This is a genomic window from Microbacterium marmarense (assembly GCF_037204165.1).
Classification (GTDB): Bacteria; Actinomycetota; Actinomycetes; order Actinomycetales; family Microbacteriaceae; genus Microbacterium; species Microbacterium marmarense.
Map to the genome: position 1 here is coordinate 378,084 of NZ_JBBDGL010000002.1, position 24,521 is coordinate 402,604.

23 protein-coding genes and 1 tRNA gene are annotated in these 24,521 nt (G+C 62.3%); 6 read left to right on the top strand and 18 right to left on the bottom strand.

The annotated features are described in order from the left end of the window. Positions 1–34: 34 nt before the first annotated feature. Entirely contained in the window at positions 35–1,885 is a 1,851-nt protein-coding gene (gene lepA / locus WDU96_RS08200; RefSeq protein WP_337338006.1) for a translation elongation factor 4, read from the bottom strand. Between the two features lie 105 nt (positions 1,886–1,990). Between lepA and WDU96_RS08205 the strand changes: the two genes are divergently transcribed. Together WDU96_RS08205 and rpsT are read left to right on the top strand one after the other, a co-directional pair. Beyond that, positions 1,991–2,710, top strand: coding sequence for an alpha/beta fold hydrolase (locus WDU96_RS08205; protein ID WP_337338007.1), 720 nt, complete (start codon positions 1,991–1,993; stop codon positions 2,708–2,710). 114 nt (positions 2,711–2,824) lie between these two features. Next, positions 2,825–3,085: a 30S ribosomal protein S20 gene (gene rpsT, locus WDU96_RS08210; protein WP_337338008.1), complete on the top strand. Its 261-nt coding sequence runs from the start codon at positions 2,825–2,827 to the stop codon at positions 3,083–3,085. A 102-nt stretch (positions 3,086–3,187) separates the two neighbouring features. Here rpsT and holA read toward each other — a convergent pair whose 3' ends face one another. The 5 genes from holA to WDU96_RS08235 all read right to left on the bottom strand — a co-directional run bounded on the left by holA (position 3,188) and on the right by WDU96_RS08235 (position 11,299). Next, positions 3,188–4,225: a DNA polymerase III subunit delta gene (gene holA, locus WDU96_RS08215; protein WP_337338009.1), complete on the bottom strand. Its 1,038-nt coding sequence runs from the start codon at positions 4,223–4,225 to the stop codon at positions 3,188–3,190. A gap of 50 nt (positions 4,226–4,275) precedes the next feature. After that, a complete protein-coding gene (locus WDU96_RS08220; protein ID WP_337338010.1) occupies positions 4,276–6,624 on the bottom strand; it encodes a ComEC/Rec2 family competence protein in 2,349 nt (782 codons plus the stop codon). Between the two features lie 3 nt (positions 6,625–6,627). Beyond that, entirely contained in the window at positions 6,628–7,251 is a 624-nt protein-coding gene (locus tag WDU96_RS08225) for a ComEA family DNA-binding protein (RefSeq protein ID WP_337338011.1), read from the bottom strand. Between the two features lie 90 nt (positions 7,252–7,341). Further along, entirely contained in the window at positions 7,342–9,912 is a 2,571-nt protein-coding gene (gene leuS / locus WDU96_RS08230; protein WP_337338012.1) for a leucine--tRNA ligase, read from the bottom strand. Between the two features lie 55 nt (positions 9,913–9,967). Continuing rightward, on the bottom strand, positions 9,968–11,299 hold the full coding sequence (locus tag WDU96_RS08235; RefSeq protein ID WP_337338013.1) for an anthranilate synthase component I family protein: 1,332 nt from the start codon (positions 11,297–11,299) through the stop codon (positions 9,968–9,970). A gap of 42 nt (positions 11,300–11,341) precedes the next feature. Between WDU96_RS08235 and WDU96_RS08240 the strand changes: the two genes are divergently transcribed. Further along, complete coding sequence (locus WDU96_RS08240; RefSeq protein WP_337338014.1) at positions 11,342–12,004, top strand: DedA family protein; 663 nt, start codon at positions 11,342–11,344, stop codon at positions 12,002–12,004. A 4-nt stretch (positions 12,005–12,008) separates the two neighbouring features. After that, positions 12,009–13,058, top strand: coding sequence for an App1 family protein (locus WDU96_RS08245; protein ID WP_337338015.1), 1,050 nt, complete (start codon positions 12,009–12,011; stop codon positions 13,056–13,058). Here WDU96_RS08245 and WDU96_RS08250 read toward each other — a convergent pair. After that, positions 13,020–13,700, bottom strand: a complete 681-nt coding sequence (locus WDU96_RS08250) for an SOS response-associated peptidase family protein (protein ID WP_337338016.1) — start codon at positions 13,698–13,700, stop codon at positions 13,020–13,022. The genes WDU96_RS08245 and WDU96_RS08250 overlap by 39 nt on opposite strands. 81 nt (positions 13,701–13,781) lie before the next feature. On the opposite strand from WDU96_RS08250, the gene WDU96_RS08255 reads away from it, so the two are divergent. Then, a complete protein-coding gene (locus tag WDU96_RS08255; protein WP_337338017.1) occupies positions 13,782–14,660 on the top strand; it encodes a 3-methyladenine DNA glycosylase in 879 nt (292 codons plus the stop codon). On the opposite strand, the gene WDU96_RS08260 is transcribed toward WDU96_RS08255, so the two are convergent. Both WDU96_RS08260 and WDU96_RS08265 read right to left on the bottom strand, forming a co-directional pair. Further along, positions 14,661–15,851, bottom strand: a complete 1,191-nt coding sequence (locus WDU96_RS08260) for a glycoside hydrolase family 3 N-terminal domain-containing protein (protein ID WP_337338018.1) — start codon at positions 15,849–15,851, stop codon at positions 14,661–14,663. A 37-nt stretch (positions 15,852–15,888) separates the two neighbouring features. After that, a complete protein-coding gene (locus tag WDU96_RS08265; protein WP_337338019.1) occupies positions 15,889–16,974 on the bottom strand; it encodes a zinc-binding metallopeptidase family protein in 1,086 nt (361 codons plus the stop codon). Between the two features lie 55 nt (positions 16,975–17,029). Between WDU96_RS08265 and trhO the strand changes: the two genes are divergently transcribed. Beyond that, the gene (trhO, locus tag WDU96_RS08270; RefSeq protein WP_337338020.1) at positions 17,030–17,917 is read left to right on the top strand and encodes an oxygen-dependent tRNA uridine(34) hydroxylase TrhO; all 888 of its coding nucleotides are present in this window, start codon (positions 17,030–17,032) and stop codon (positions 17,915–17,917) included. Positions 17,918–17,946: 29 nt separating this feature from the next. Here the strand turns inward: trhO and WDU96_RS08275 are convergent. From WDU96_RS08275 to rpmA, 9 genes are all read right to left on the bottom strand, one after another. Continuing rightward, a tRNA-Ala gene (locus WDU96_RS08275) sits at positions 17,947–18,019 on the bottom strand. Positions 18,020–18,092: 73 nt separating this feature from the next. Beyond that, the gene (gene rsfS / locus WDU96_RS08280) at positions 18,093–18,443 is read right to left on the bottom strand and encodes a ribosome silencing factor (RefSeq protein ID WP_337338021.1); all 351 of its coding nucleotides are present in this window, start codon (positions 18,441–18,443) and stop codon (positions 18,093–18,095) included. Positions 18,444–18,466: 23 nt separating this feature from the next. Then, the gene (locus WDU96_RS08285; RefSeq protein WP_337338022.1) at positions 18,467–19,678 is read right to left on the bottom strand and encodes a hypothetical protein; all 1,212 of its coding nucleotides are present in this window, start codon (positions 19,676–19,678) and stop codon (positions 18,467–18,469) included. Then, entirely contained in the window at positions 19,675–20,271 is a 597-nt protein-coding gene (gene nadD, locus WDU96_RS08290; RefSeq protein WP_337338023.1) for a nicotinate-nucleotide adenylyltransferase, read from the bottom strand. Before nadD ends, WDU96_RS08285 begins: the two co-directional genes overlap by 4 nt. Positions 20,272–20,280: 9 nt before the next feature. After that, a complete protein-coding gene (locus tag WDU96_RS08295) occupies positions 20,281–20,505 on the bottom strand; it encodes a hypothetical protein (RefSeq protein ID WP_337338024.1) in 225 nt (74 codons plus the stop codon). 54 nt (positions 20,506–20,559) lie between these two features. Beyond that, complete coding sequence (locus WDU96_RS08300; protein ID WP_337338025.1) at positions 20,560–21,819, bottom strand: glutamate-5-semialdehyde dehydrogenase; 1,260 nt, start codon at positions 21,817–21,819, stop codon at positions 20,560–20,562. A gap of 36 nt (positions 21,820–21,855) precedes the next feature. After that, the gene (gene proB / locus WDU96_RS08305) at positions 21,856–22,638 is read right to left on the bottom strand and encodes a glutamate 5-kinase (protein ID WP_337338026.1); all 783 of its coding nucleotides are present in this window, start codon (positions 22,636–22,638) and stop codon (positions 21,856–21,858) included. Continuing rightward, positions 22,635–24,143, bottom strand: coding sequence for a GTPase ObgE (obgE, locus tag WDU96_RS08310; RefSeq protein WP_337338027.1), 1,509 nt, complete (start codon positions 24,141–24,143; stop codon positions 22,635–22,637). Before obgE ends, proB begins: the two co-directional genes overlap by 4 nt. A 101-nt stretch (positions 24,144–24,244) precedes the next feature. Continuing rightward, positions 24,245–24,502 (bottom strand): 50S ribosomal protein L27, encoded by a 258-nt coding sequence (gene rpmA, locus WDU96_RS08315; RefSeq protein ID WP_337338028.1) that lies wholly within the window; start codon positions 24,500–24,502, stop codon positions 24,245–24,247. Between the last annotated feature and the right edge of the window lie 19 nt (positions 24,503–24,521).

Below are 24,521 nucleotides of genomic sequence, written 5' to 3' on the forward strand. Positions count from 1 at the left end.
ATGCGGGGCCAGATTCGTGGGTCGCAGCATCCGACTACTTCTTTTCTTTGCCCTCGGTGTCACCAGAGAGCGCAGCGATGAAGGCCTCCTGGGGCACCTCGACGCGACCGACCATCTTCATGCGCTTCTTGCCCTCTTTCTGCTTCTCAAGGAGCTTGCGCTTGCGGCTGATGTCGCCGCCATAGCATTTCGCGAGAACGTCCTTGCGCATTGCCCGGATCGACTCGCGAGCGATGATCCGCGCGCCGATGGCCGCTTGGATGGGCACCTCGAACTGCTGGCGGGGAATCAGCTTTCGCAGACGCTCAGTCATCAGCTGACCGTAGGCGTAGGCCTTCTCACGGTGCACAATCGAGCTGAAGGCATCAACCTTGTCGCCCTGCAGCAAGATGTCGACCTTGACGAGGTCAGCCTCTTGCTGCCCGCTTGGTTCGTAGTCAAGGCTGGCGTAGCCCTGCGTGCGGCTCTTGAGCTGATCGAAGAAATCGAAGACGATCTCGCCAAGCGGCATGTTGTACCGCAGCTCCACTCGCTCCTCGCTGAAGTACTCCATACCCAACAGCGTGCCGCGACGTGCCTGGCACAGCTCCATGACGGTGCCGACATAGTCCTTCGGAAGCAGGATCGCTGCCTTCACCATCGGCTCCGTCACTGAGGCGATCTTGCCGTCAGGGTATTCGCTCGGGTTGGTAACGGTGATTTCAGCGCCGGCATCGGTGCGCACCTCGTAGGTAACGCTCGGTGCGGTCGTAATCAGGTCGAGGTCGAACTCTCGGGAGAGGCGCTCGGTGATGATCTCGAGGTGCAACAGGCCGAGGAATCCGCAGCGAAAGCCGAAGCCAAGAGCAACGGATGTTTCCGGTTCGTACTGAAGTGAAGCATCCGAGAGCTTCAGCTTGTCGAGAGCTTCACGCAGCACGCCATAGTCGCTGCCATCGATCGGGTAGACCCCAGAGAAAACCATAGGCTTCGGGTCGGTGTATCCGGGAAGCGCCTCGGTGGCCGGCTTGCGAAAGTGCGTGATCGTGTCGCCCACCTTGGACTGGCGCACATCCTTCACGCCCGTGATCAGATACCCGACCTCGCCCACTCCAAGACCCTTTGACGGCACTGGCTCGGGGCTGGTCACGCCGATCTCCAGCAACTCGTGGGTTGCCCGCGTCGACATCATCTGAATGCGCTCGCGCGGCGCCAGCGCTCCGTCGATCATTCGCACATAGGTAACCACGCCACGGTATGCGTCGTACACCGAGTCGAAGATCATCGCTCTTGCGGGTGCGTCGGGATCACCCTTCGGCGCGGGGATCTCGCGCACCAAGCGATCAAGCAGCTCCTCAACGCCCTGACCCGTTTTGCCGCTCACTCTCAGCACGTCGTCGGGGTCGCCACCGATGAGACCAGCGAGCTCGGCGGCGAAGCGGTCAGGGTCGGCAGCGGGAAGATCGATCTTGTTGAGCACCGGAATGATGTGGAGGTCATTCTCGAGCGCCAGGTAGAGGTTGGCGAGAGTTTGCGCTTCGATGCCCTGCGCAGCATCCACCAGCAAAATGGCGCCTTCGCACGCGGCGAGGGAACGACTGACCTCGTAGGTGAAGTCCACGTGGCCGGGGGTATCGATCATGTTGAGTGCGTGCACTTGATCATCAAGCGACCACGGCATGCGCACCGCTTGCGACTTGATGGTGATTCCCCGCTCGCGCTCGATGTCCATGCGGTCGAGGTATTGCGCACGCATGTCACGGTCAGAGACCACCCCGGTGATCTGCAGCATTCGATCGGCCAACGTGGACTTGCCGTGGTCGATGTGGGCGATGATGCAGAAATTGCGAATCTGCTCCGGTGGGGTGACAGACGGCTCGAGAGGCTTCAGGGCGCGGGGTGACATGGCTAGTCGATTCTATGGTGAACGGCTGGATGTCCCGTACGAAGCCGTTTTGACCTGCGTGTCGAGAGGTGCACGGCACGGTTGCGGTGCAATAGCCTCTGTTGCATGGCGGTCGAGGTCGTCCTGGTACACGGGATTCGCACATCAGCGACGATGTGGCGCGCACAGGTGGGCTATCTGCGTGACCGCGGGAACAACGTCGTCGCTGTCGACCTGCCAGGACACGGCTCTCGAATGAGCGACGAGTTCACGCTGGAGGAAGCCTTCGCCACGATCGATCGCGCTGTGCGCGACGCCGCCGCGCGCGGTCCAGTGCTGCTCGCCGCCCATTCGATGGGAGGACTGCTGTCGATCGAGTACGTGGGGCGTCAAGACGCACCGCCTGTTGCGGGCTTCATCGCGGCCTCATGCACGGCAGTTCCGCGTGGTCTCGGGCTCTCGACATATCGCACGCTCGCGCGCGGGTTCGACTCGCTGCCCGACCGAGGAATGTGGCTCACGGATCGAGTGCTAGAGCGCACGCTGCCGCCGCACACTCGCGCCGACTTCGGTGCCGGTGGCTACGCGTTCGACACTCAAGATGAGGCGTTGCGCAGTCTCTCCGTGCTGAACCTGCTCGAGGCGCTCGGGCGCATCTCGATTCCACTTTGGTTCATCAACGGCCAATACGACCAGCTTCGTGTCAATGAGCGTCTGTTTGCGAGGGTTGCACCGCACTCAGAACTGGTAGTTGTTCCACGCACCTCTCACCTGGTGACCGCCATGCGGCCTGACGTCTTCAACGCACTGCTCAACCTGGCGCTCACCACACTCGAACAGACCTGATAGACTCGGACATTGACTTGCGCGTGTGGGCTTCCCATTCCACACGACCGCTGGAACGCACCCCTCTACTGCGAACCGGCATTTCTCATTCACTCTGAACGAAAGACGTCAAACGTGGCGAATATCAAGTCGCAGATCAAGCGCAACAAGACCAACGAAAAGGCCAACGAGCGCAACAAGCGCGTCAAGAGCGAGCTGCGCACCGAGGTGCGTCGCACCCGCGAAGCGGTCGCCGCTGGCGACAAGGCCGCTGCCGAAAAGGCACTCGCAACCGCGTCGAAGAAGCTCGACAAGGCCGTGAGCAAGGGCGTCATCCACGAGAACCAGGCAGCGAACCGCAAGTCGGCAATCGCGAAGCAGGTCTCGGCTCTCTGAGGCTGAAGAACCCCGGGAGTCATCCCGTCAAAGGCTCGACCCTTCGGGGTCGAGCCTTTCGTTTTTGGTGACGCTCGTGTCTTGACGAGCCTTTGCGACGTTCTATTCGGCGAAGGGAGCGCGCGTAGCGATCACAGTCACGAGGCGCTCGAGCGCAAAGACGGGATCACGCGAGCCGCCTTTCACCTCGGCGTCGGCGCGCGCAGCTGCGTGGATAGCCATGCCTAGGCTCATCTCGTTCCACCCGGTCAGATCGCGGCGCGCACGATCGACCTGCCAGTCTTTCAGGCCCAGCCGTGCGGCGAGGGCTTTCGCTGGCTCGCGATTGCCTGCCACTCGGGCCATGGTGCGAAGCTTCGACGCGATTGCTGCAACCAGCGGCACCGGGTCGGCGCCCGAAGCGAGCGCGTGGCGGAGCGAAACCAGCGCATCACCGTAGCGCCCAGCAATCGCGGTATCGGCAACCGTAAACGCCGACGTTTCGACACGCCCGCCGTAGTAGCGCTCAACCACTTGTTCCGTGATGTCACCGTCGACATCTGCAATGAGCTGTTGGCACGCGGCCGCCAGTTCGGTCACATCATCTGCAAACGCAGACACCAAAGCGCGCAGCGCTACCGGGGCGATACGACGACGAGCAGCCTGAAACTCCCCCGCTGCGAAATCGAATCGGTCTGAGTCGCGCTTGATAGCTGGACACGTGATCTCGATGCCGCCGCCAGTGCCCGCGCGAACCGCATCGAGGAGCTTCTTGCCGCGCACACTTGAGCCGGTATGGCGCAGTACGACCGTTGCTCCCTCTTGCGGCATATCGAGGTACGACACCGCCTCAGACAGGAACACGTCGGAGCACTTCTCGACGCCAGTGACTCGAACCAAGCGAGGTTCGCCGAACAGCGACGGCGAAGTCAGCGCCAAGAGTGTGCCGGCGGTGTAATCGTCGGCTCGGACGTCTGAGACCTCCAGGCTCGCATCGTGTGCGCGCAGTTGTTCACGGATTCCCGCAATCGCGCGCTCAGCGCAGACATCTTCAGGGCCTGCGACCAAGACGATGGCCGCTGGTCGGGGATCGCGCCACGACACTTGGGGGATGCTGCTGCGAGCCGGGCGAGTGGCGGGTCGGCGCGCGGAAGATGGCATGAGACAAGACTATCGACGGCGGATGACATTGCCCGTGAAGGTGGGAGCGATCACCCGCCACGATCACGCCAGATCTGCGCGCCGAAATCGGTCGTTGTTACAGCGACAGTGCCCGCGAGATCGGTGCGGGCGATCACCGCGTCGAGGTCATCGAGTACGGCAACGATCTCATCACGAGGGTGCCCATAGCGGTTGTCGGCGCCGACGGTAAGCAGCGCGATTGACGGTGCCGCCTGCTCATAGAGCGCGGTGTACTGGTCTGCGCTGCCGTGATGCGCGACTTTCACAACTGCGTACGGCGGTTTCAGCACATCAGACGTGAGGAGGCTTTGCTGAGGCGCCGCCGAAAGATCTCCGAGCATCAGCATGGTGGGCACTCCTCCACCCCGCACGTCGAGCACGACACTCGTATCGTTGCCCGGCGCGGCCGACGAGCCGGCTATTGGCCAGAGCACCCGCCAGCGCGAATCCCCAAGAGCGCCATCCATGCCTGCGTGCACTTGCGAAACGAGCGCACCCGAGCGCGCGAGGTCGTCGAGGACAAGCGCGCCCTCGGGCGTAGCTGGGCCGTGAAGAACTGTGCGAGTACGGCCGATCGTTGCTTCCACACCGCCCACATGGTCGGTATCGAAATGTGTCAACACGAGAATGTCGATCTCGCCGACACCAGCTCTCGTCAAGCAACGTTCCAGCAGTGCCGGATCCGGTCCAGTGTCGACCAGAGCGATCATGTCAGCAGACCGCACGAGAATCGCGTCGCCTTGCCCGACATCGCAGGCCAGCACGCTCCAATCGGCCGGCAGCGTCAGTCGGCCGACGCTCGTCGTCAAGAGCGCAACGCCGCCACCGACGCCCGCCACCACCGCCAGCGATATGGTCGCGAGTCCGACGAGGCGCCGCTGCCAACGACGCGGACCTGCCCCGACCAGCACGACAAAGAGGGCGACACCGATCGCGGTGAGAAGCGCAGCTCCCCACAGACCCTCAGCCCACGGCAGCGAGGAGCCGGGCAGCTCGGCAGCGGTTCGCGCGGTGCCAGCGATCCACGAGGCCGGCAACCAAGTCAGTGCGACCAATCCATCCTGTAGCCATGGCGCCCACGATGTGAGGCATGCTGCCAAGCCCACGACGGTCGCCACCGGCGCCGCCGGTGCAGCCAGCAGATTTGCCAGAACGCCATAGATCGGCACCGTAGGCGCGATCAGTATGAGAAGCGGACCGCACACAAGCTGCGCCGACAGCGGTACGGCCAGAGCCAATGCGAGCGCGCGAGGGAGCCATCGTGCCAGCCCGTTGGTGAGCGGCCGAGCAAGCACCAGAAGTGCGGCGGTCGCGGCTGCCGACAGGGCGAAGCCCAGCGAAGCAGCCAACCAAGGATCGAAGACCAGAAGCAGCGAAACCGCAAGACAGAGCACCGCCAACCCTGCACCAGTGCGGGCCAATAGCACCCCGAGCATCGCGACTATCGCCATCGCTGCTGCCCGCACGACACTCGGCTCGGGCGTGACGATGAGCACAAATCCAGCCAGAGCCACCAGGCCGCAGACCACACGCACGGCTCGCGAGGCGCAGCATTGCGCCGCCACGAGGAACGCGATGCCCACGACGAGTGCGCAGTTCGCACCCGACACTGCCGTCAGGTGCGATAGCGATGACGTCTTCATCGCCTGGTCGAGTCCAGCGCTCACCAACGCGGTATCACCGATCGCCAGGCCGGGGATGAGCTCGGCTCCGTAGCCTGGTAATCGCGACGCAGACTCGACGAGGTGCTGACGCAGATGTGATGCCAAGGCGAAGACGCCAGACGGTGCTGCCACCACTGAGAGCTCGCGCGACGCGGCGATCTCGAAGAGTGCCCGTGACCCCTCGTAGGCTGGGCGTGCGGTGCCACGCGCAACGATGACCGCGCCGACATCGAGGCCGCTTCTATCCGTGATGTCGGATGACTCGACACGCACGATGATCGGCCCGTGCACGGCATGTTCGACGTCGCCGATTGCGATGACTGACGCCGTCGCATCAAACGCGAGACTGTCATCTGCGCGTCGTTCGACCTTGCCGACGACGGTGGCGTCGACAGCGAGCGCGCGCCCATCATCTAAGCCGAGCTCAGTCACCTCGGCGCGCAGCGGCGCTGCAAGTGCGACATTCGTCGCGGCCACCGCGCCTGCCGCCGTGGCAATGGTGATGAGTATCAGAACGGTCAAGATCGTTCGCGTGAGCGCATGGCGCTCTTGGTGCATCGCGACCCACGCCGTCGTTGCAAGCGCAACGAAGACGATTCCCCACAGACACGCGGCCGTTGCGCGCGCTGCTTCCGGGACAGCAATCGCGATCGCACAGACGCTCCACGCCACCGCGACGACGGGGATCAGACGCGCTCCCGGTCGCGCCCACACCGCTCAGACCACCACCAGATCACGAAGGGTTGCGAGCATCTTCTCGCCGATGCCCGACACAGCGAGCAGATCTTCGACGCTCGTGAAGTTTCCATTCGTCTCGCGCCATTCGATAATGCGCTGTGCCAACGCAGGCCCGATACCCGGCAACGTATCCAGCTGCGCGCGGTCACTGCTATTGAGATTGACCCGACCGTCTGATGATGTCTCAGCCCCGCCGGCCGCAGCGTTGCTTGCCCCGGGCGTGTTCTCAAGATCCGCGGTTGTCGGCGCGACCAGTTGCTCGCCGTCAGAGAGGAGACGCGCGAGGTTGAGAGCGCTCGGCGCTGCTTCGTCATCGAATCCACCTGCTGCTGTGATCGCGTCGACCACTCGTGCACCTTGGTCGAGAACGTAAAGCCCCGGCGCGGTGACCGCTCCCGATACATGCACGTAGATCACCTCGTTTTCAGCGCTCGAGGTGCCTGTTGCATCCGCGATGATGACTTCTTCGCTCGGCTGCACAGTCGAGCGAACGACACCGATTCCGACCGTCACGGCAAGCGCAACGATGACGATGACTATCGCTGCCCCGAGCCCCAGCCGCTGGCGTGGGGAGGACGGGGGTTGATCCTTCGTTGCAGACACCCGCTCACGCTAAGGCGCCTGCATGCTCAAAGCCGCCATGCAGGTTCAATTGTGCATGGCGGCTTTGAGGCCTAGTCAGAGGAGGAGCGTTTATTTGGTGCTGAAGCTGACGACCTTTGGCGGTCGTACGACGGCACGCGTGATTTCGCGGCCGGCTAGCGCCTTCAGCACGCGGTCGTCTGTGCGAGCGAGGTCCTCAAGGGTCGCCGCATCGATCTTCGCGGACACATCGAGCGTCGCGCGCACTTTGCCGTCGATCTGAATAATGGCTTTCGCCGTGTCTTCCACGAGCAGCATGGGGTCGGCAACTCGCCACGGCACCAGACCGACGAAGCCGGTGTAACCGAGCATCTCCCACATTTCCTCGGCGGTGTGGGGAGCGAACAGGTCGAGCACCATCGCGGTTGCTTCGGCTGCTTCGCGCACAGCGGGATCGGCTGCACCTGCTCCGGAATCGATGGTCTTTCGAGTTGCGTTGACGAGTTCCATCAGACGTGCAACGACAACATTGAACTTCGTCTGATCGATAAGCGCCGGAGCGTCGGCGAGCAGCCGGTGAGTCACGCGCCGAAGTGCCTGATCGCCCTCAGCCCACACGACGCTGGGTTCGCTCGTGACGTCCTGCGCTACGCGAAGGGCACGCGCGAGGAATTTCTGCGCCCCGGTCGTCGAGACATCGTTCCAGTCTTTGTCATCTTCAACCGGACCTGCGAACCCGAGTGCGACGCGCAACGCATCGGCGCCATGAGCGTCGATCTCGTCTTTGAACAGCACGAGGTTGCCCTTGCTCTTCGACATCTTCGAACCACCGAGAATCACCATCCCCTGGTTGATCAGCGAAGAGAATGGCTCCGTGAACTCGATGTACCCCATATCGAACAGCACCTTGGTGATGAACCTGGCATAGAGAAGGTGCAGGATGGCGTGTTCAACGCCGCCGACATATGAATCAACCGGCGCCCACTTGTTGGCTTCGGCTGATGGAAAGGCCTGCGTTGCGTCATTGGGAGCGAGGAAGCGCAGGAAGTACCACGAACTGTCGACGAAGGTGTCCATCGTGTCGGGGTCGCGCAGCGCGGGTTCGCCCGTGTCGGGATCAGTCGTCTGAATCCACTCGGTGGCGCCACCCAACGGTGACGTGCCCTTCGGCGTGAGGTCGAGGCCAGCTGCGTCAGGCAATTGCAGCGGAAGCTGCTCATGAGGAACCGGAACGATTCGACCGTCCGCAGTATGAATCATCGGAATCGGTGTGCCCCAGAACCGCTGCCGTGAGATCAGCCAGTCCCGAAGACGGTAGGTTTTGGCGGCGCGCCCGGTACCGGCTGCCTCGAGTTGTTCGATGCTGCGCGCGATCGCGTTGCGCTTTGAGAGGCCGTCGAGCGCGCCCGAATTGATCATGCGGCCTTCGCCCACCAAAGCCAGGCCGGTCTTGGCTGGGTTGAGCTCGTCGATCGAGTCATCCATACCAGGATCGATCGGGACGCCCTCGTCGTCGAGTTCGATCACAGGGATCGCTCCGGTAATGGGCGCTGTGGTGTCTACGACTACTCGAATCGGCAGATCGAAGGCTCGCGCAAAGTCGAGGTCACGCTGGTCATGAGCGGGTACCGCCATGACCGCTCCATGGCCGTAGTCTGCGAGCACATAGTCCGCGGCCCAGATCGGCAAACGCTCGCCGTTGACCGGGTTGATTGCATATCGCTCGAGGAAGACTCCGGTCTTGGGACGGTCAGTGCTCTGCCGCTCGATCTCGGTCTGCCGCGATACCCCAGCGAGATAGGTCTGGAAGCGTTCTTGGACCTCTGGAGTCGCCTCGGCGACCAATTCTGCCGCCAGGTCGCCGTCAGGAGCCAACACGAAGAACGTCGCGCCGTGCAGGGTATCGGGACGGGTCGAAAAGACCGTCACCGCTTCGTCGCGCCCTTCGATCCGGAAGTCGATGTCGGCGCCGATTGAACGACCGATCCAGTTGCGTTGCATCTGCAGAACCTTGTGCGGCCAGAACCCCTCCAGCTGGTTCAGGTCATCGAGCAAGCGGTCAGCGTACTTGGTGATCTTGAAGTACCACTGGGTCAGCTTCTTCTTGATTACTTCTGCGCCACAGCGCTCGCACCGGCCGTCGACGACCTGCTCGTTCGCGAGCACCGTCTGATCGTTGGTGCACCAGTTGACGGGGCTCTCTTTGCGGTACGCAAGATCGCGCTCATGCATGCGCTGGAAGAGCCACTGGTTCCAGTGGTAGTACTCCGGATCGCTGGTGTGCAGCTCGCGGCTCCAGTCGAACGACACCCCGTATGAACGGAAGCCTTGTTTTTGCTGCTCGATGTTTACGTACGTCCACTCGCGCGGCTCCGCCCCGCGCTTGATCGCGGCGTTCTCAGCTGGCAACCCGAAGGAGTCCCAACCGATCGGGTTGAGCACGTTGTAGCCGCGGTGACGCCACGCGCGCGCGACGATGTCGGAGTACAGGTAGTTTTCGGCGTGCCCCATGTGGAGATCACCGGACGGATACGGGAACATCGCGAGCACGTACTTGCGCGGCCGAGTGTCTTCAGATCCACCGGCGCGGAACGGATCGGCTTTCTCCCAGCGCTCCTGCCATTTGTCCTGGATAGCTTGGGTGTCGAACCCACCGGACTCGGGAAACGGCGTATGACTCACGTGGTGATACCAATCATGGGGTGCACAGGAAAGCGCACAGCGCGCTCTTTCCAGGTTACCCGACGATGTCACACCAGCCCGGCGGCAGGGTGGCGCCGAGCGCCGCGAGTGGTCCTCGCGCCTTGATGCCCACTTCGGCCACCTCATCGGCCGGCTTCGACTGCCAGGTGATTCCGCCGCCCGCCCCCACATACGCCCCGCTCGGATGCGCGACGATCGATCGGATCACCATCGCGAGGTCCAACCCGCCGTCGTCGCCTACCCAACCGAAGCATCCACCGAACAGCCCGCGCGCATCGTCCTCGAGGCCGTGCAGGATTGCCATCGCTGAGAGTTTCGGCGCACCGCTCATGCTGCCGGCCGGTGAAGTCGCAGCGAGCAGGCTGCCGACGGTCGTCCCCGGCGCGAGCGTGCCAGCCACCGTGCTCACCAATTGATGCACTGCGGCGTAAGACTCGACCGCCAACAGCTGTTCGACGGCGACTGATCCCGCCAGGCAGACCTTCGACAGGTCGTTGCGCATGAGATCGACGATCATGATGTTCTCGGCGCGCTCTTTCTCGCTCTGCAGAAGCTCGGCACGCAGCGCGGCATCCTCCTGACCGTTCGGACTTCTAGGGCGAGTGCCCTTGATGGGTCTGGTGCGCACTCTCGCGTCTGAGACCTCCAAGAAGCGCTCCGGGCTTGCACTTGCGAGCGCGACACCGGCAGAGATGATCAGTCCCCCGTGGTGAGACGGGTTGGCCATGCGCAACCGGGCGTACACATCGTGCATCTTGAGCTGTTCGCTGAGTTCAAGCTCGAACCGGGTCGTCAAGCACAGTTGATATGCGTCGCCACGGCTGATTGCGTCGCGGCAACGCTCAATCAGCGATGCGTACAGCTCGGCGGTGTGACGGGGAACTGCTTCACGACACGGCGCTGAGGGAACCTGAGGCGTCGTCGCGCGGGCAGCCCGCTCCCCCGTCTCAATCAGCGATGCGAGATCGTCGGCGGGAGCGAGGGCCCACATTCGACCGCGGGCATGATCGAATGCAAAGAACTGAGTGGCTCGCATCCAAAGGCGCTGAGGCACTGCAAAGCGATCTACTGCAGAGGGCGCACCCGCACGCGATGCGGACTCGTCGTAGCCCAGCCACCCCACCCAACCGCCGCGAAACTTGCCGTCGTAGGTGTCGTTTTCGCGCCCACCTGGAACGCAGACGACAGCGTCCACAAGCGTGGCGTCCCGTTCGGGAACGCCCACGCCGACCCAGCTCCAGCCGAGGCGCGCTGCCGGTCCTGCATCCAACCAAAAGGAATGTTCCGAGGTTGCAGTCAACTCATGATGCACTCGAGCAGGATCAACCCAGCGATCGCAAAGAAAGGTTGAGAGAACCTGCGCCATATCCCCAGGCTAATGCGCTCCTGACGCCCTTAGGATTTTGGGGTGAACGAGTTCTTGACGTGGTTGCTGGACGCCGTGCAGTCTGTCGATCCGTTGGTTCGCAGCCTCATCGCTGGGTTCGCGATCATGCTCGAAACGAGCGTGCTGATCGGTTTGATCGTGCCAGGAGACACGATCGTGATTGTGGCTGGCACAGCAGTAGCGTCCTGGGCAGAGGGCCTCGTTCTGGGGCTTGCCGTGGTGATCGGCGCCCTGGTCGGTGAGTCGATCGGGTTCTGGCTCGGTCGCTTGCTTGGGCCACGGATCCGCAGGTCTTGGCTGGGACAGCGAATCGGTGACGAGAACTGGGCTCGGTCAGAACGTTATGTCGATCGCCGCGGTGGCCTTGCCATCTTCATCTCCCGGTTTCTGCCGGTGCTTCACTCGCTCGTGCCGCTCACCGTGGGAATGACCCAATACTCCTATCGGCGCTTCCTCGCTTGGACGCTGCCGGCGTGCATAGTGTGGGCATCGCTGTACATTCCCGTGGCTGCGCTCGCCGCCGGCACGTACCGAGAGTTGGCCGATCGACTTCACTTCGCCGGATACATCTTCGTGGGGATCATTGTCATTCTCGTACTCGCGGTGTTTGCGATGAAGAAAGTCATCCATCGACTCGAACGACGCCATATGGAAGGCGACGCTGTAGGCGACGTGAAAGACTAGGGAAATGCCCGAGAACGACGCAGCGCCCGCGCGCAAAAAAGCGCTCTGGTTCGCTCGGCTGGAGTATCGGCTTCACGCATGGCGCGAGAGACGGGCCCGCGCTCGCGGCAAACTCCCCACGATCACGGCATTTCCCGGATACGGCGGCGGAAATGGAGACTCGGGCTGGGCTCGGGTCTTAGGGCGCACGATGATTGTGCCCCCGCTGCCAACGGCAGCCAGCGGCGAGCTTGCCAGCGTGCGGGGATGGCGCAGCTTCGCCGCTGTTCCGATCGGCTACGCGCAGGTGACCGTCACGATCGGCGGCGCGACGCACGAAGTGGTCACTGACCGCGGTGGAGTGCTCGATGTGATGCTCCCTGCGTCGCTTGAACCAGGGTGGCAGAGGTTCACCATGTCGGTGGAGGGCAGCGATCCTGTCGAGTCGCGTGTGTTCGTCGTTGCCCCCGAGATTCGCTTCGGGGTCGTCTCCGACGTGGATGACACGGTGATGGTGACCGCGCTGCCTCGGCCGCTGATCGCGGCATGGAACTCGTTCGTCGTCGACGTACACGCGCGCCAGCCGGTCGCAGGCATGGCGGTGTTGCTGGGAAAAGTCGCTCAATCCACGCCCGGTACACCGATGATCTATCTCTCTACCGGAGCGTGGAATGTCGCCCCCACTCTCAGCCAGTTTCTGCGTCGTCATCTTTTTCCCTCGGGCTCGCTCTTGCTCACCGACTGGGGCCCGACGCACGATCGCTGGTTCCGCAGCGGGATCGCACACAAACAGGAGAACCTGCGACGTCTGGCGAGGGAGTTTCCCGATGTCAAGTGGCTGCTTATCGGTGATGATGGGCAACACGATGACGCCATCTATTCCGAGTTTGCCAATGAGAACCCCGACAAAGTGGCGGCCGTTGCCATTCGGCGGCTCTCGACCGCAGAGGCGGTGCTGGCGGGTGGGCGTACCGCGGTCAACGACCACGCCGCCTCCCGGGTGCCCTGGCTGACGGAGTCGGATGGTGCGGGTCTTCTAGAACAGCTTGAGTCCCTGGGCGTCATTCCCCGTTGAACGAGGTTGTGGCCGTTTGTCGATCGAGCGGGCTGTGACCCGGCGCAGAGCCGATTCAGACTGAGCGATGGCCTCTTGCGTGAGCTCGGCCGCCGACAGATCGCTGGTCAGCCAGTCATCTGCGAAAGAACCCGGTATGAGCAGCGGTACGCGATTGTGGACCTCGCTCAGCTCTTGTGACGCTGGCCGCATAACAAGCGAATAGCACGTGTAGCGGGTGCCGTCGGCCGTGCGACCAGGCCGAGTCACGGCGGCCATACCGAAGAGGTCACGCGCCGAGTTGAACTCATACCAAGTGCGCTGGGGTTTTCGCATCTCGAACCATCGCGTCGCTGGCACGAGAGCGCGATTGGGTAGCGTTTCTCGTCGTTCCCGAAGGCGCTCTGCCCTGGTGTTGATCGAGGGGAAATTTGCGGGAGCACCGTCAATCAAATAGCCCCACCACGCATGTTCGAGTGTGCGCTCGCCGCTTTGCGATACGAGAATCGGGTTCAGATTTCGCAGGTTCTTTCCTGTAGGCAGCAGCGTTGCGCCGTCGTTCGCCAGTGACCACGCACTGAGCTGATCGAAGAGATCCTCATTGTCAGCGAGAAGCTCCTCCGGATCCGAAAACCGAGGGTCGAGCCCATAGCTTGCGCACATGTCTCAAAGGTAGTCGAGGCCCACGACATGGAGCGTATCGCTGCTGAGCGGCCACTCAGCAGCGCAACGTATTGTCGAGGGGTGCCCAGTGTTCACGAGCTCGCTTCCCCTGCGCTAACCCTTTCGGAGTGGCATGGTCGCGAGCAGGCGCATCACGAACGCGCGGACGCCCTCACCCGCGAGCGACGTCAACGCGCTGCAATCGGTCAGACCCATCCTGTCGACGATTTTCTGTATACCTACTACTCGTACAAGCCTGCTGTCCTTCGGCGGTGGCACCCAGGCGATGGGCTGCGACTCGAAGCAGCGAGGTACACAGACAGAGCGAACTGGCGCTGGTACGTTCCGGTCAGCGGAACTGATGCGCTCACGATCGACGGCGGCGGTTTTCGCAGCAAGTACGGCGCGCTCATCGCAAATATCGCTCGTATATTGCGGGCGACAGCTGCACGCAGTGCCAGCTTTCGGTGCTTCGGCCTGCATGAGTGGGCCATGATCTACCGCGACGAAGAGCATCGGCACGACGTGCCACTGCGGTTAGGCCAGTCGGGCACCGACGAGGTCGTGGAGTCACACGAACTGGGCTGCACGCATTTCGATGCGTTTCGCTTCTTCACTCCTGCCGCCACCAGCCGGAATTCAGTGGAACTGAGCCGGCAGAGCCAGCCTGAGCGTGAGCAGCCAGGGTGTTTACACGCAGGGATGGATCTGTACAAATGGTCGGTAAAGCTCGGCCCATTGGTGCCGGGCGAGCTGTTGCTCGACACTTTCGAGCTCGCTCGCGAGATTCGAGTCGTCGATATGAGGGCTTCGCCCTATGACCTGAGCGATTGGGGTTTCAGTCCGATCAAGATTGAAACGGCGCAAGGCAAAGCTGAATACGTGGCGGCACAGCGCGATTTCTCGGCCCGAGCCCAGCAACTGCGCGAGGAACTCTTGACAGTTATCGCGCGCGCGTGATCAGTCCAGCGGATTGCAGTCTTCGCACGGAAAGAGACCCCGTCCGTCACCGCTGATTTCAAGTCGTAGCGCCGCGACGCGCTGCGAAGCTTCTTCGAGACGCTCCATAGACAGCGTCCCGTCTTCGGTTGCCGCAACAATTCCCGAGACAATCCGGGGAGCAGTGCTCTCATCCGAGTTGAGCAATGTCAGCACCATATCGTTTCCGGCGATGAGTGCTTCGACAGCGTTCGATACCGGATCAGCGTAGTCGGCGATTCCGGATGCTTCGAGCATGCCGAGATCGTCGGTGATCGCCACTCCAGCAAACCCCAGTTCTTCCCGAGCGATGTCATGCCACTTTGCAGAAAGCGTTGCCGGCTTGCTATCGATCTCGCTGTAGCGCAAATGGCCAAACATCAGCAGAGGCGCACCCGCGTCTATGCCGGCTTGGAAAGGCACCGCGTCAGTGTCGCGCCACTGGGTCAGCGACATTTTCGTCTCTGGAATTCCCGCGTGAGAGTCTCCGGGGGCTGCCCCGTGACCTGGGAAGTGTTTCAGGGTCGACATGGTCGTCGCCGATTCGCCCGACACTGCCGCAGCGACGCGAGAGGCGGCGGATGAGGCAGTCGTGCCCAGCACTCGACGATAGATGAACATGTCAGGATCATCGGTCTCGTCGGCGACAACGCCGAAGTTGATCCCGATTCCCGCACGCAACACCAGGCCGCCGCGACCAGAGAATGCATCGTAGGCGGCTTCGACGGGGTCGTTCTTCAGGGTGAGCGCAGAAGGAAAGTCATCCCACGGGAGACGCGAGACGTCGCCGCCTTCTTGATCGATCGCCAGCAGAGGCGCGAAAGCGGGATCGACCGTGAGCGACGCCGTGAGCGCGCGCAACGACTGTTCAGATGAAGGAACGTTCGCTCCCATCATTATGAACCCGCCGATGTCGGTGTCGTTCATATAGGCGCTAAGAGTGGCGGCATCCGTCGAAGGGAGGTGGCCCATGACCACGCTCGCGGCTTTCTCCTCAACCGTCATCGCAGCTACACGTGCAGTTGCAGCCTCGGCAATCATGTTCGCGGTTGCGGGTTCCACGCGCACGATGCCGGCCGCAGCAGCGTCACCCTCGGTGTCAGTGCCCGACGTCGGGCCGGCGAATGCGGTTGCGGGCGCGAACGCACACCCAGCGATGGTGACCAACAGCACTGCTCTCGCTATGAACGTTCCTACATTCATCGGTCGCTCACGTCGATTCCGTCTTGGGTTCGCGTGCGAGCGCGAACTGTTCCGCGAACCCAACCGGCGCACGCGAGACCAGACGATGCACGAATGCCAGTTTCCGCGCGATCGATCCGACGATGTCAAACGGATACAGATCACCGAAACCCATCGAGCGATTCACCCGGTTGAAAGCTTCCGACATCCATTCCCAATCCGACAGAAGACGTTCGACGGGCTCGGACTGGTATGAGTCGATCGGCACGACGTCGGTGTCGCGCAGTCGAGAAACACTCTCATCGAGACGAATGCCCAAGACAGCAGCGGTGTTCAAGGTGCCCGTGATGTGCAGGTAGTGCGCAAAAGTCTCTGCGAAGTCTTCCCAAGGGTGCATCGTTGCGTACTCGGAGATGAAACTGCTTTGCCACCCTTCTGGTGCGCCCAGAGCGTAGTGCCGCTTGATCGCATCTTGATAGCTGGCACGCTCATCGCCAAAGAGGTTGCGGCATTGATCCCAGTCTGAATCGTCGCGCAGCAGCACACCCTGAAAGTAGTGCCCGACCTCGTGCCGAAGGTGGCCCAGCATGGTTCGGTACGGCTCGCCCAAGCTCACCCGAAGGCCTTCGCGCCGATCATCGAGGCTCTCTGCGAGATCGACCGTGACGATGCCATTCGCATGCCCAATCGTCACCCGTTTGCCGTCCGAGAGGCTCGAGATCAAATCGAACCCAAGACCTCCCTCGTGCAGGTACCAGGGCGCAATTGGCAGGCCGAGGTCGCCGAGTTGCAGAACGAGCCGTCGTTTGGACTCTTCGGTCTTGGCAAGTGCCTCAAGCGCAACCGTGTCGTTTGCATCAGGCTTCCTACGTGTGAGGCGACACGAATAGCAACGGCCCGCCGACGCGTCATCTGCCACGAGCCAGTTGCAAAGCCACTCGCGGTTCGAGCAGGTGAAACGCAGGTTCGAGTCGATCGCTACCTGGCCATCGACAACGCTATGAAATTGGCGGGAGGCTAGATCGTATCCGAGCTGGGTGGTGCAGTTTGGGCAGACCAAGGTATCGAGATAGACGAAGCGCCGGCAGTGCGGGCAGTGGGGCTGAGAGCTCACCCACTCACGGTAACGCTCTAGCTGGCTATTCAGGCGCTGCTCGTAGACTTTCCTGGTGCCCGTTTCTAAGATCATCCTCTACTACACGTTCGCGCCACTGTCTGACCCCGACGCCGTACGGCTGTGGCAGCGGGATTTGGCGGAGTCACTCGGGTTGCGCGGACGCATCCTCATCTCAGAACACGGTCTGAATGGCACCCTGGGCGGGCCGATGGCTGCGCTAAAGCGCTACGTTCGCAAGACACGCGAATATGCTGCATTCCGCAATATCGATTTCAAGTGGAGCGATGGCAGCCCGCTCGATGTCGATGGACGCAGCAGCGACTTTCCCAAGTTGAGCGTCAAAGTGCGAGACGAAGTCGTCTCCTTTGGCGCTCCAGGCGAACTCGAAGTCGACGCACGCGGCGTTGTCGGCGGAGGCACGCACCTCTCGCCAGACGCACTGCATGAACTCGTGTCCGAGCGCGGCGAAGATGTCGTCTTCTTCGATGGGCGAAACGCTCTTGAAGCCGCGATCGGCCGATTCGCTGGTGCCGTGGTGCCCGATGCGGAAACCACCAGAGACTTCGTGCGATTGCTGGATTCTGGTGAGTTCGATGACCTCAAGAACCGCCCTGTGGTGACCTATTGCACCGGGGGCATCCGTTGCGAGGTGCTCTCGAGTCTGATGGTGTCTCGTGGCTTCGACGAGGTGTACCAACTAGATGGCGGTATCGTGCGCTACGGCGAACGTTACCGCGATAAAGGCCTATGGGAAGGGTCACTGTACGTCTTCGACAAGCGCGGGTCGATTGACTTCAGCGATGAGGCCGCGATAATCGGCGAGTGCGCTGGGTGCGGGACTGCGACAAACCGCACCGCGAACTGCAGCATCCGATCGTGCGATACCGAATTCGTGGTGTGCGAAACGTGTGCGCAGGTACCCTGCCTCATCCACAACTAAAAAATCCCCGGATCACCGGGGATTTTTTGTGGACCTGAGGGGACTCGAACCCCTGACCCCCTGCATGCCATGCAGGTGCGCTACCAGCTGCGCCACAGGCCCATCTCGTCGCCGGCCGGAGCCGGGGCAACCCCTCTAGATTACTACATGTTGGAGGAACTGCCGAACACGAGGCTCAGTCAGAACTGCTCTTTGTCGGCGAATCGATCGCGATGACAGGACAGTCCTTCCACAGGCGTTCGAGCCCGTAGTAGTTGCGCTCCTCTTCGTGAAAGACGTGCACGATGAGATCGCCGAAGTCGAGCAGCACCCAGCGCGATTCTTTGCGTCCTTCACGACGAAGACGTTTGTGGCCCGCCTGAAGCAACTGGTCTTCTACCTCGTCGGCGATTGCGGCGACGTTGCGCTCGCTACCGCCAGTAACGAGAAGAAAGGCGTCGGCGAGTGGCAGTGGCTCTGACACATCGAGTGCCACCAATTCTTCGCCGCCTTTCGAATCTGCAGCCGCCGCAGCGATCTGAACCATTTCGTAAGTGGACGTTCTTGCTGTCAAGAGAATACTCCGGTCGCGAATGCGACGATCAGCACGCCTACAAGGGCGAGCGCTAAGACGCCCGCGGTAATCGCGAGCGCCATCATGAGCCGGCTGCCCTTTTCAGGCGCCGGAGGTCGAATTACTTCGCCAGCAGACTTGACCGTGCTGATCGCAGCACTGGCGGCGATCGGCGTGGGCGAAGAATGTGCAGGCAGCTCCCCGTCGATCAGCACGGCATCAGTCTCCTTGCTGTCAGCGGTGCCAACCGCGTGGCCGGTCGATCCCAGGCCTTCAGGCAGCTGAAACGTGCCCGTGACGAGGACTTCACCGGTAGCAGTCACGGCGCCACCGAAATCAGTGGCTGGGTTGTCAGAGATGATGAGCGCGTTCGATGTCGAAACCGCACCGGTGGATCGGGAGAATATCTGATCGAATGACGCCGGTACATCGCTCTCAGCTGCTTTCGCAGTGAGCAAGTTCGCACCGAGCAGCGGATTGACGACAGCGCGATCTGACTCACTGCTGAGTTCATCACGCGCATCGACATCGTTCTCAACAGATTCGACCAACGGTGCTGTGCCGTCGGCGGCGCGTGACTGAGCCTCGATGCTGTCTGCGGCAACCAAGCTGGCCGCTAGTGCAGATGCTTCTGGCGAAACCTTGACGAACATGTCGCGCCAACCTTCATTGTCTGCGCTCACATCCTCATCAAGAACGGTGGGAGCGAAGTCGCTGTCGTCGAAGGACTGTGCTGCTACAGGAGTAGCTCCGGTGCCGAAGACTGATCTCAGTCCATCATCGTGTCCGCGCTGGGCATCGACATTGGCCGTGACCTGTTCCGCGTCATGCTGCGCGGCGACTTCAGGGGTGATCACCGGGACGGATGCCGTGCGGATGCGCTCTTGCTGACGCGCCTGCCGCCGCGTTAACGGGCTCATTCCCAGGTCGACGCTCGAGTCAGCAACCGGCGCAGGAGCGACATCCACGGGAACTGCGGCCCGTGGAAACGGCGCTGCCGGGGTCTTGGGGGCTTCCGGTATCTCGGGTGCGGATTGCTGCTCCGAGTCGGTTTGCTCCCCCGGCTGTTCCGACACGTCGAGCGCCGGTTCACTCTCGGGCTCGGGCTGCACGTCGGCAGCGATGATGGGCGTGGCTCCGGTGTTGCGGATTTCACGCAGTTGCTTGCGGGTCAGCGGTGGGTTCGCCGGCTGCTCAGGTGTGCTCATTCCTCGCTCCGGTAGAGATCATGCTTTGCAATGTACTGGACGACTCCGTCTGGGACGAGGTACCACACCGGGTCTCCTCGCTGGACGCGCTCACGGCAGTCGGTCGATGAGATAGCCAGGGCCGGAATCTCAAGCAGGCTGACACCCTCGGTCGGCAGCCCGTCTGTGCTCAGCGCGTGGCCTGGTCGAGAGACGGCGACGAAATGGGCCAGGTCCCACAGATCATCATGCTCCCTCCAACTGAGAATTTGCGCTATGGCATCGGCACCGGTGATGAAAAACAGTTCAGCCCCGGGGTACTCAGCGCGAAGATCACGAAGGGTGTCGATTGTGTAGGTCGGTCCGTCGCGCTGAATGTCCGTGCGGCTGACCGTGAACTGGGGGTTGGATGCTGTCGCGATCACCGTCATGAGATAGCGGTCCTCGCCAGGCGATACATCCGATTTCTGCCACGGGCGACCGGTCGGAACGAAAATGACCTCATCAAGGTCGAACGATTTCGCGACTTCGCTCGCAGCAACCAGGTGGCCGTGGTGAATGGGATCAAACGTCCCACCCATCACTCCAATTCTTGGAACCTGCGTCACCGACATTCAGTGGGCCTAGTGGCCGTGTCCCACCTGCTGGACATCGTTCTCGTGAGCCTTTGCGTAGGCTTCCGCCTTGTGCACGTGGCGGTTGGCGACGTTGCGATACGAAAGCGTGACGATACCGAGTGAGGCGAACACTATCAACGCGACGATGCCGTAGCCGACCGTCTCGAGCGCCACATTGCCATGGTGTTCGGACTCTTCAGCTGCGAGGTACAGGATCGTGGCGAGGGTCATGCTTGCTCCGTTCAGGTGTGCCTGTGTCGCGCAGGCTTGTTCCAGTCTAGGTGGTTAGGCTCGCACTTGCCCGGTGCCGCGCGCCAGCCACTTCGTACTCGTGAGCTCCGGCAGGCCCATCGGTCCGCGAGCGTGCAGCTTCTGTGTCGAGATTCCGACTTCAGCTCCGAAACCGAATTCTCCGCCGTCGGTGAATCGTGTTGACGCGTTCACCATCACGACGGCGGAATCGACCTCAGCCAAGAAGCGCTCGGCATTGGTGTCAGACGCCGTGATGATGGACTCGGTATGTCCTGTCGAGTACTGCCTGATGTGCGCCAACGCTTCGTCGAGATCGGCGACTACCTTCATCGACACATCGAGACTCAGGTACTCGGTCGACCAGTCCGCTTCCGTAGCCGGCACGACGTGATCCGCCAACAATGCGACAGCTTCGTCACCGTGAACCGTTACGCCGTGCGCGTGCAGCGCCCCGGCGACGGGAGCTACCAGGCGCTCGGCAGCCTCGCGCACCACCAGCACGGTCTCGACCGAGTTGCACACGCTGGGCCGCTGCACTTTGGCGTTGACCACGATGTCACGGGCCCATTCCAGTGGAGCGGACGCGTCGAGCACGATGTGGACAATCCCCGCTCCGGTCTCAATCACGGGCACCAACGACTCGGTGACCACCGTCTCTATCAGCGCGGCGCTCCCCCGCGGGATCAGCACGTCAATGAGCCCGCGTGCCTGCATAAGCTCTCGCGCCCCATCGCGCCCGAAATCATCAACCGTCTGGATGCCGTCCGGATCGACGTTGGCTTGAGTCAGCGCGCGACGCATCGCCGCGATCAAGGCGGCGTTCGTCCGCTCTGCGGCCGACCCACCGCGTAGCACCACCGCGTTGCCAGAGCGGAGCGCAAGAGCGGCGATGTCGACAGTGACGTTCGGTCGCGCCTCATAGATCGAGCCGACGACCCCGAATGGCACCGAGACTTTCGTGAGAGCGACCCCGTTGGGCATTACCTGTTCATCCAGCACTCGGCCGACCGGGTCGGGCAGTCGTGCGACCTCGCGCACAGCTCTCGCGAGCCCTGCGATGCGATGCCCATCCAGGCGCAGCCGATCTTGGAGCGCCTCAGAGAGCCCGTTGTCGCGTCCATGCGCGAGATCTTCGGCGTTCGCGGCCACGATATCGTCTGTCGCGGCCGTAATCTCGTCGGCAACACTCATCAGCGCACCGCACTTTTGCTGATCGGTGAGCAACGAGATCGTTCGTGAGGCGTGCTTGGCGAGAACCATTCTTTCGCGCGCGGTGATGGCCGTAGTGAGCATCAGCCCAGCTTAGCGAGCGGACAGGGCCACGGTGCCCTATCGCTTGGGATGAAACCAGGTGCCGACGCTGCTGCCACGAAGCGCATCGACGACAAGGTCGGCACTCGTGACGAGCACACCAATACCCGAGGCGGCGGCAATCCGGGCAGCCGAGACCTTTGTTGCGGCGCCGCCGGTTCCCACACTGTTGACGACCACAGAACCGAACTCGAATCCTGCCAGCTCATCGCCGTAGGCAACCTCGAAGATGGGCTCCGCCCCCGGCTCGTCTGGCGGTCGGGTGTAGAGGCAATCAATATCGCTGAGCAGAACCAGCGCCTCGGCGCCGATTAGTTGGGCGACCATCGCTGCAAGGCGGTCATTGTCTCCAAAGCGAATCTCGTGCGTCGCGACGGTGTCGTTCTCGTTGACGACAGGCAGAATGCGAAGCCCGAGAAGTCGGTCCATTGCTCGCCGAGCATTGGACCGGGGTGTGGCATTCTCCAGATCTCCGGCAGTCAGCAGCACTTGACCCGCGACGATCTCAAATGGTCGTAGCGCTGCCTGATAGCGGTAGATCAGAATATTCTGGCCGACCGCGGCCGCAGCCTGCTGCGTCGCGAGATCACTCGGCCGCTCATCGAGCGACAGAAAGGGCATGCCCGTGGCGATCGCCCCCGATGAGACCAACACAATCTCGGTGCCTCGACCGTGTGCTTCGGCGATCGCCTCAACGATCGGTCCGATTTTTTGCGAGCTCTCGCCGCTGATTGACGAAGACCCGACCTTGACAACGACACGTCGTGCCGCGGGGATCAGGGCGCGCGCATCTGTGCTCACTCGTCGTCCCCAGCGCGGCTACCACTCTCCGCGATGCGCTCAGATTCGAGTTCGGCGCGAGCCTCAGCTTTCGCGTCCATGCGCTCTTTGTAGTGGTCGCGTCGCTCAGCGGTCGTGCGGCGATTGCTCTGCAAGAGCCGGGGATCGGTGCCTCGCGGCGCGGTCATCAATTCGGCCGCTGAAGTCACCGAGGGCTGCCAGTCGAAGATGATGCCGTCGCCCTCGCCGATGACGACCGTGGCGCCCGGCACCGCACCGGCGCGGAAGAGCTCAGTTTCAACGCCGAGCTTCTCAAGTCGATCGCCGAGGAAGCCGACGGCCTCTTCGTTCTGAAAATCAGTTTGCTGAACCCAGCGCAATGGCTTCTCGCCAAGCACGCGATAGAAGTTACCGTACGTGCCACCTTCGACGCGGATCGTGAATTCCTTCTTCGATCCACGCGGCCGAATGACGACGCGCTCCTGAACCGGAGTCGCGGCGAGCGTTGCGCGATGTTCAGCAACGACCTCGCCAAGTGCAAAGGTGAGCTGACGAAGGCCCGCGTGGCTGACGGTGGAGATCTCGAACACTCGGAACCCGCGCTTCTCGACGTCCGCGCGCACGAGATCAGCGAGCTCTTGAGCTTCTGGCACATCGACCTTGTTCAGGGCAACGAACTGGGGGCGTTCAAGCAGAGGCGTCTGGCCTTCTGGAACCGGGTACGCAGCGAGTTCCGCGAGGATGATGTCGAGATCGCTCAGCGGGTCGCGCCCCGGTTCCAGGGTCGCGCAATCGAGCACGTGCACGAGCGCGGTGCAGCGTTCTACGTGGCGCAGGAACTCAAGGCCGAGGCCTTTGCCCTCGCTTGCGCCCTCGATGAGACCTGGTACGTCAGCGACCGTGTAGCGGTTATCGCCTGCCTGCACGACGCCGAGGTTGGGGTGCAGCGTCGTGAACGGATAGTCCGCGATCTTGGGCCGCGCAGCGGAGATCGCCGCGATCAGGCTCGACTTGCCTGCAGACGGAAAACCAACCAGGGCTACATCCGCGACTGTCTTCAGCTCAAGAAAGACATCGCCTTCCCAACCGGGAGTGCCCAACAGGGCGAAGCCGGGGGCCTTGCGCTTTGGGTTCGCCAATACCGCGTTACCCAGACCGCCAATTCCGCCGGGCGCCACAACGAAGCGCATACCGGGGTCGAGCATGTCGGCCAGTACCTGGCCATCAGCGTCTTTGACTACGGTGCCAATCGGCACCGGCAGTTCGAGCGTCTCTCCGAGAGCACCTGAACGGTGATCTCCCATGCCGAACCCGCCGTTGCCCGCTGAGCGGTGCGGCGAGTGGTGATATGCCAGCAGCGTCGTGACCTGCGGTTCAGCAACCAGCACGACGTCGCCGCCGTGTCCCCCACTGCCACCATCGGGACCAGCGAGCGGCTTGAACTTCTCGCGCTTGACCGACACGCAACCGTTTCCGCCTTTGCCGGCGCTCAGGTGCAACGTCACACGATCGATGAACGTGACCATGCGTTCCTCCCTTTACGGTGCGGTCTGGGTCAAGCCCAGAGTAAATGGAAGGGGCGGGCCGAAGCCCGCCCCTTCTAGAAAAATCTGTGAAACCTACGGAACTACTCCGCGAAGGCCACGATGTTGACGACCTTGCGACCGCCCTTTTGTCCGAACTCGACAGCCCCCGCGCTCAGTGCGAACAGGGTGTCGTCACCGCCGCGGCCGACGTTGACGCCCGGGTGGAAGTGGGTGCCGCGCTGGCGGACGATGATCTCGCCAGCGAGAACTTCCTGACCGCCGAAGCGCTTGACGCCGAGGCGCTGTGCGTTGGAGTCACGACCGTTACGAGTGGAGCTTGCGCCCTTTTTATGTGCCATCTCTGCGTCTCCTGTGGCT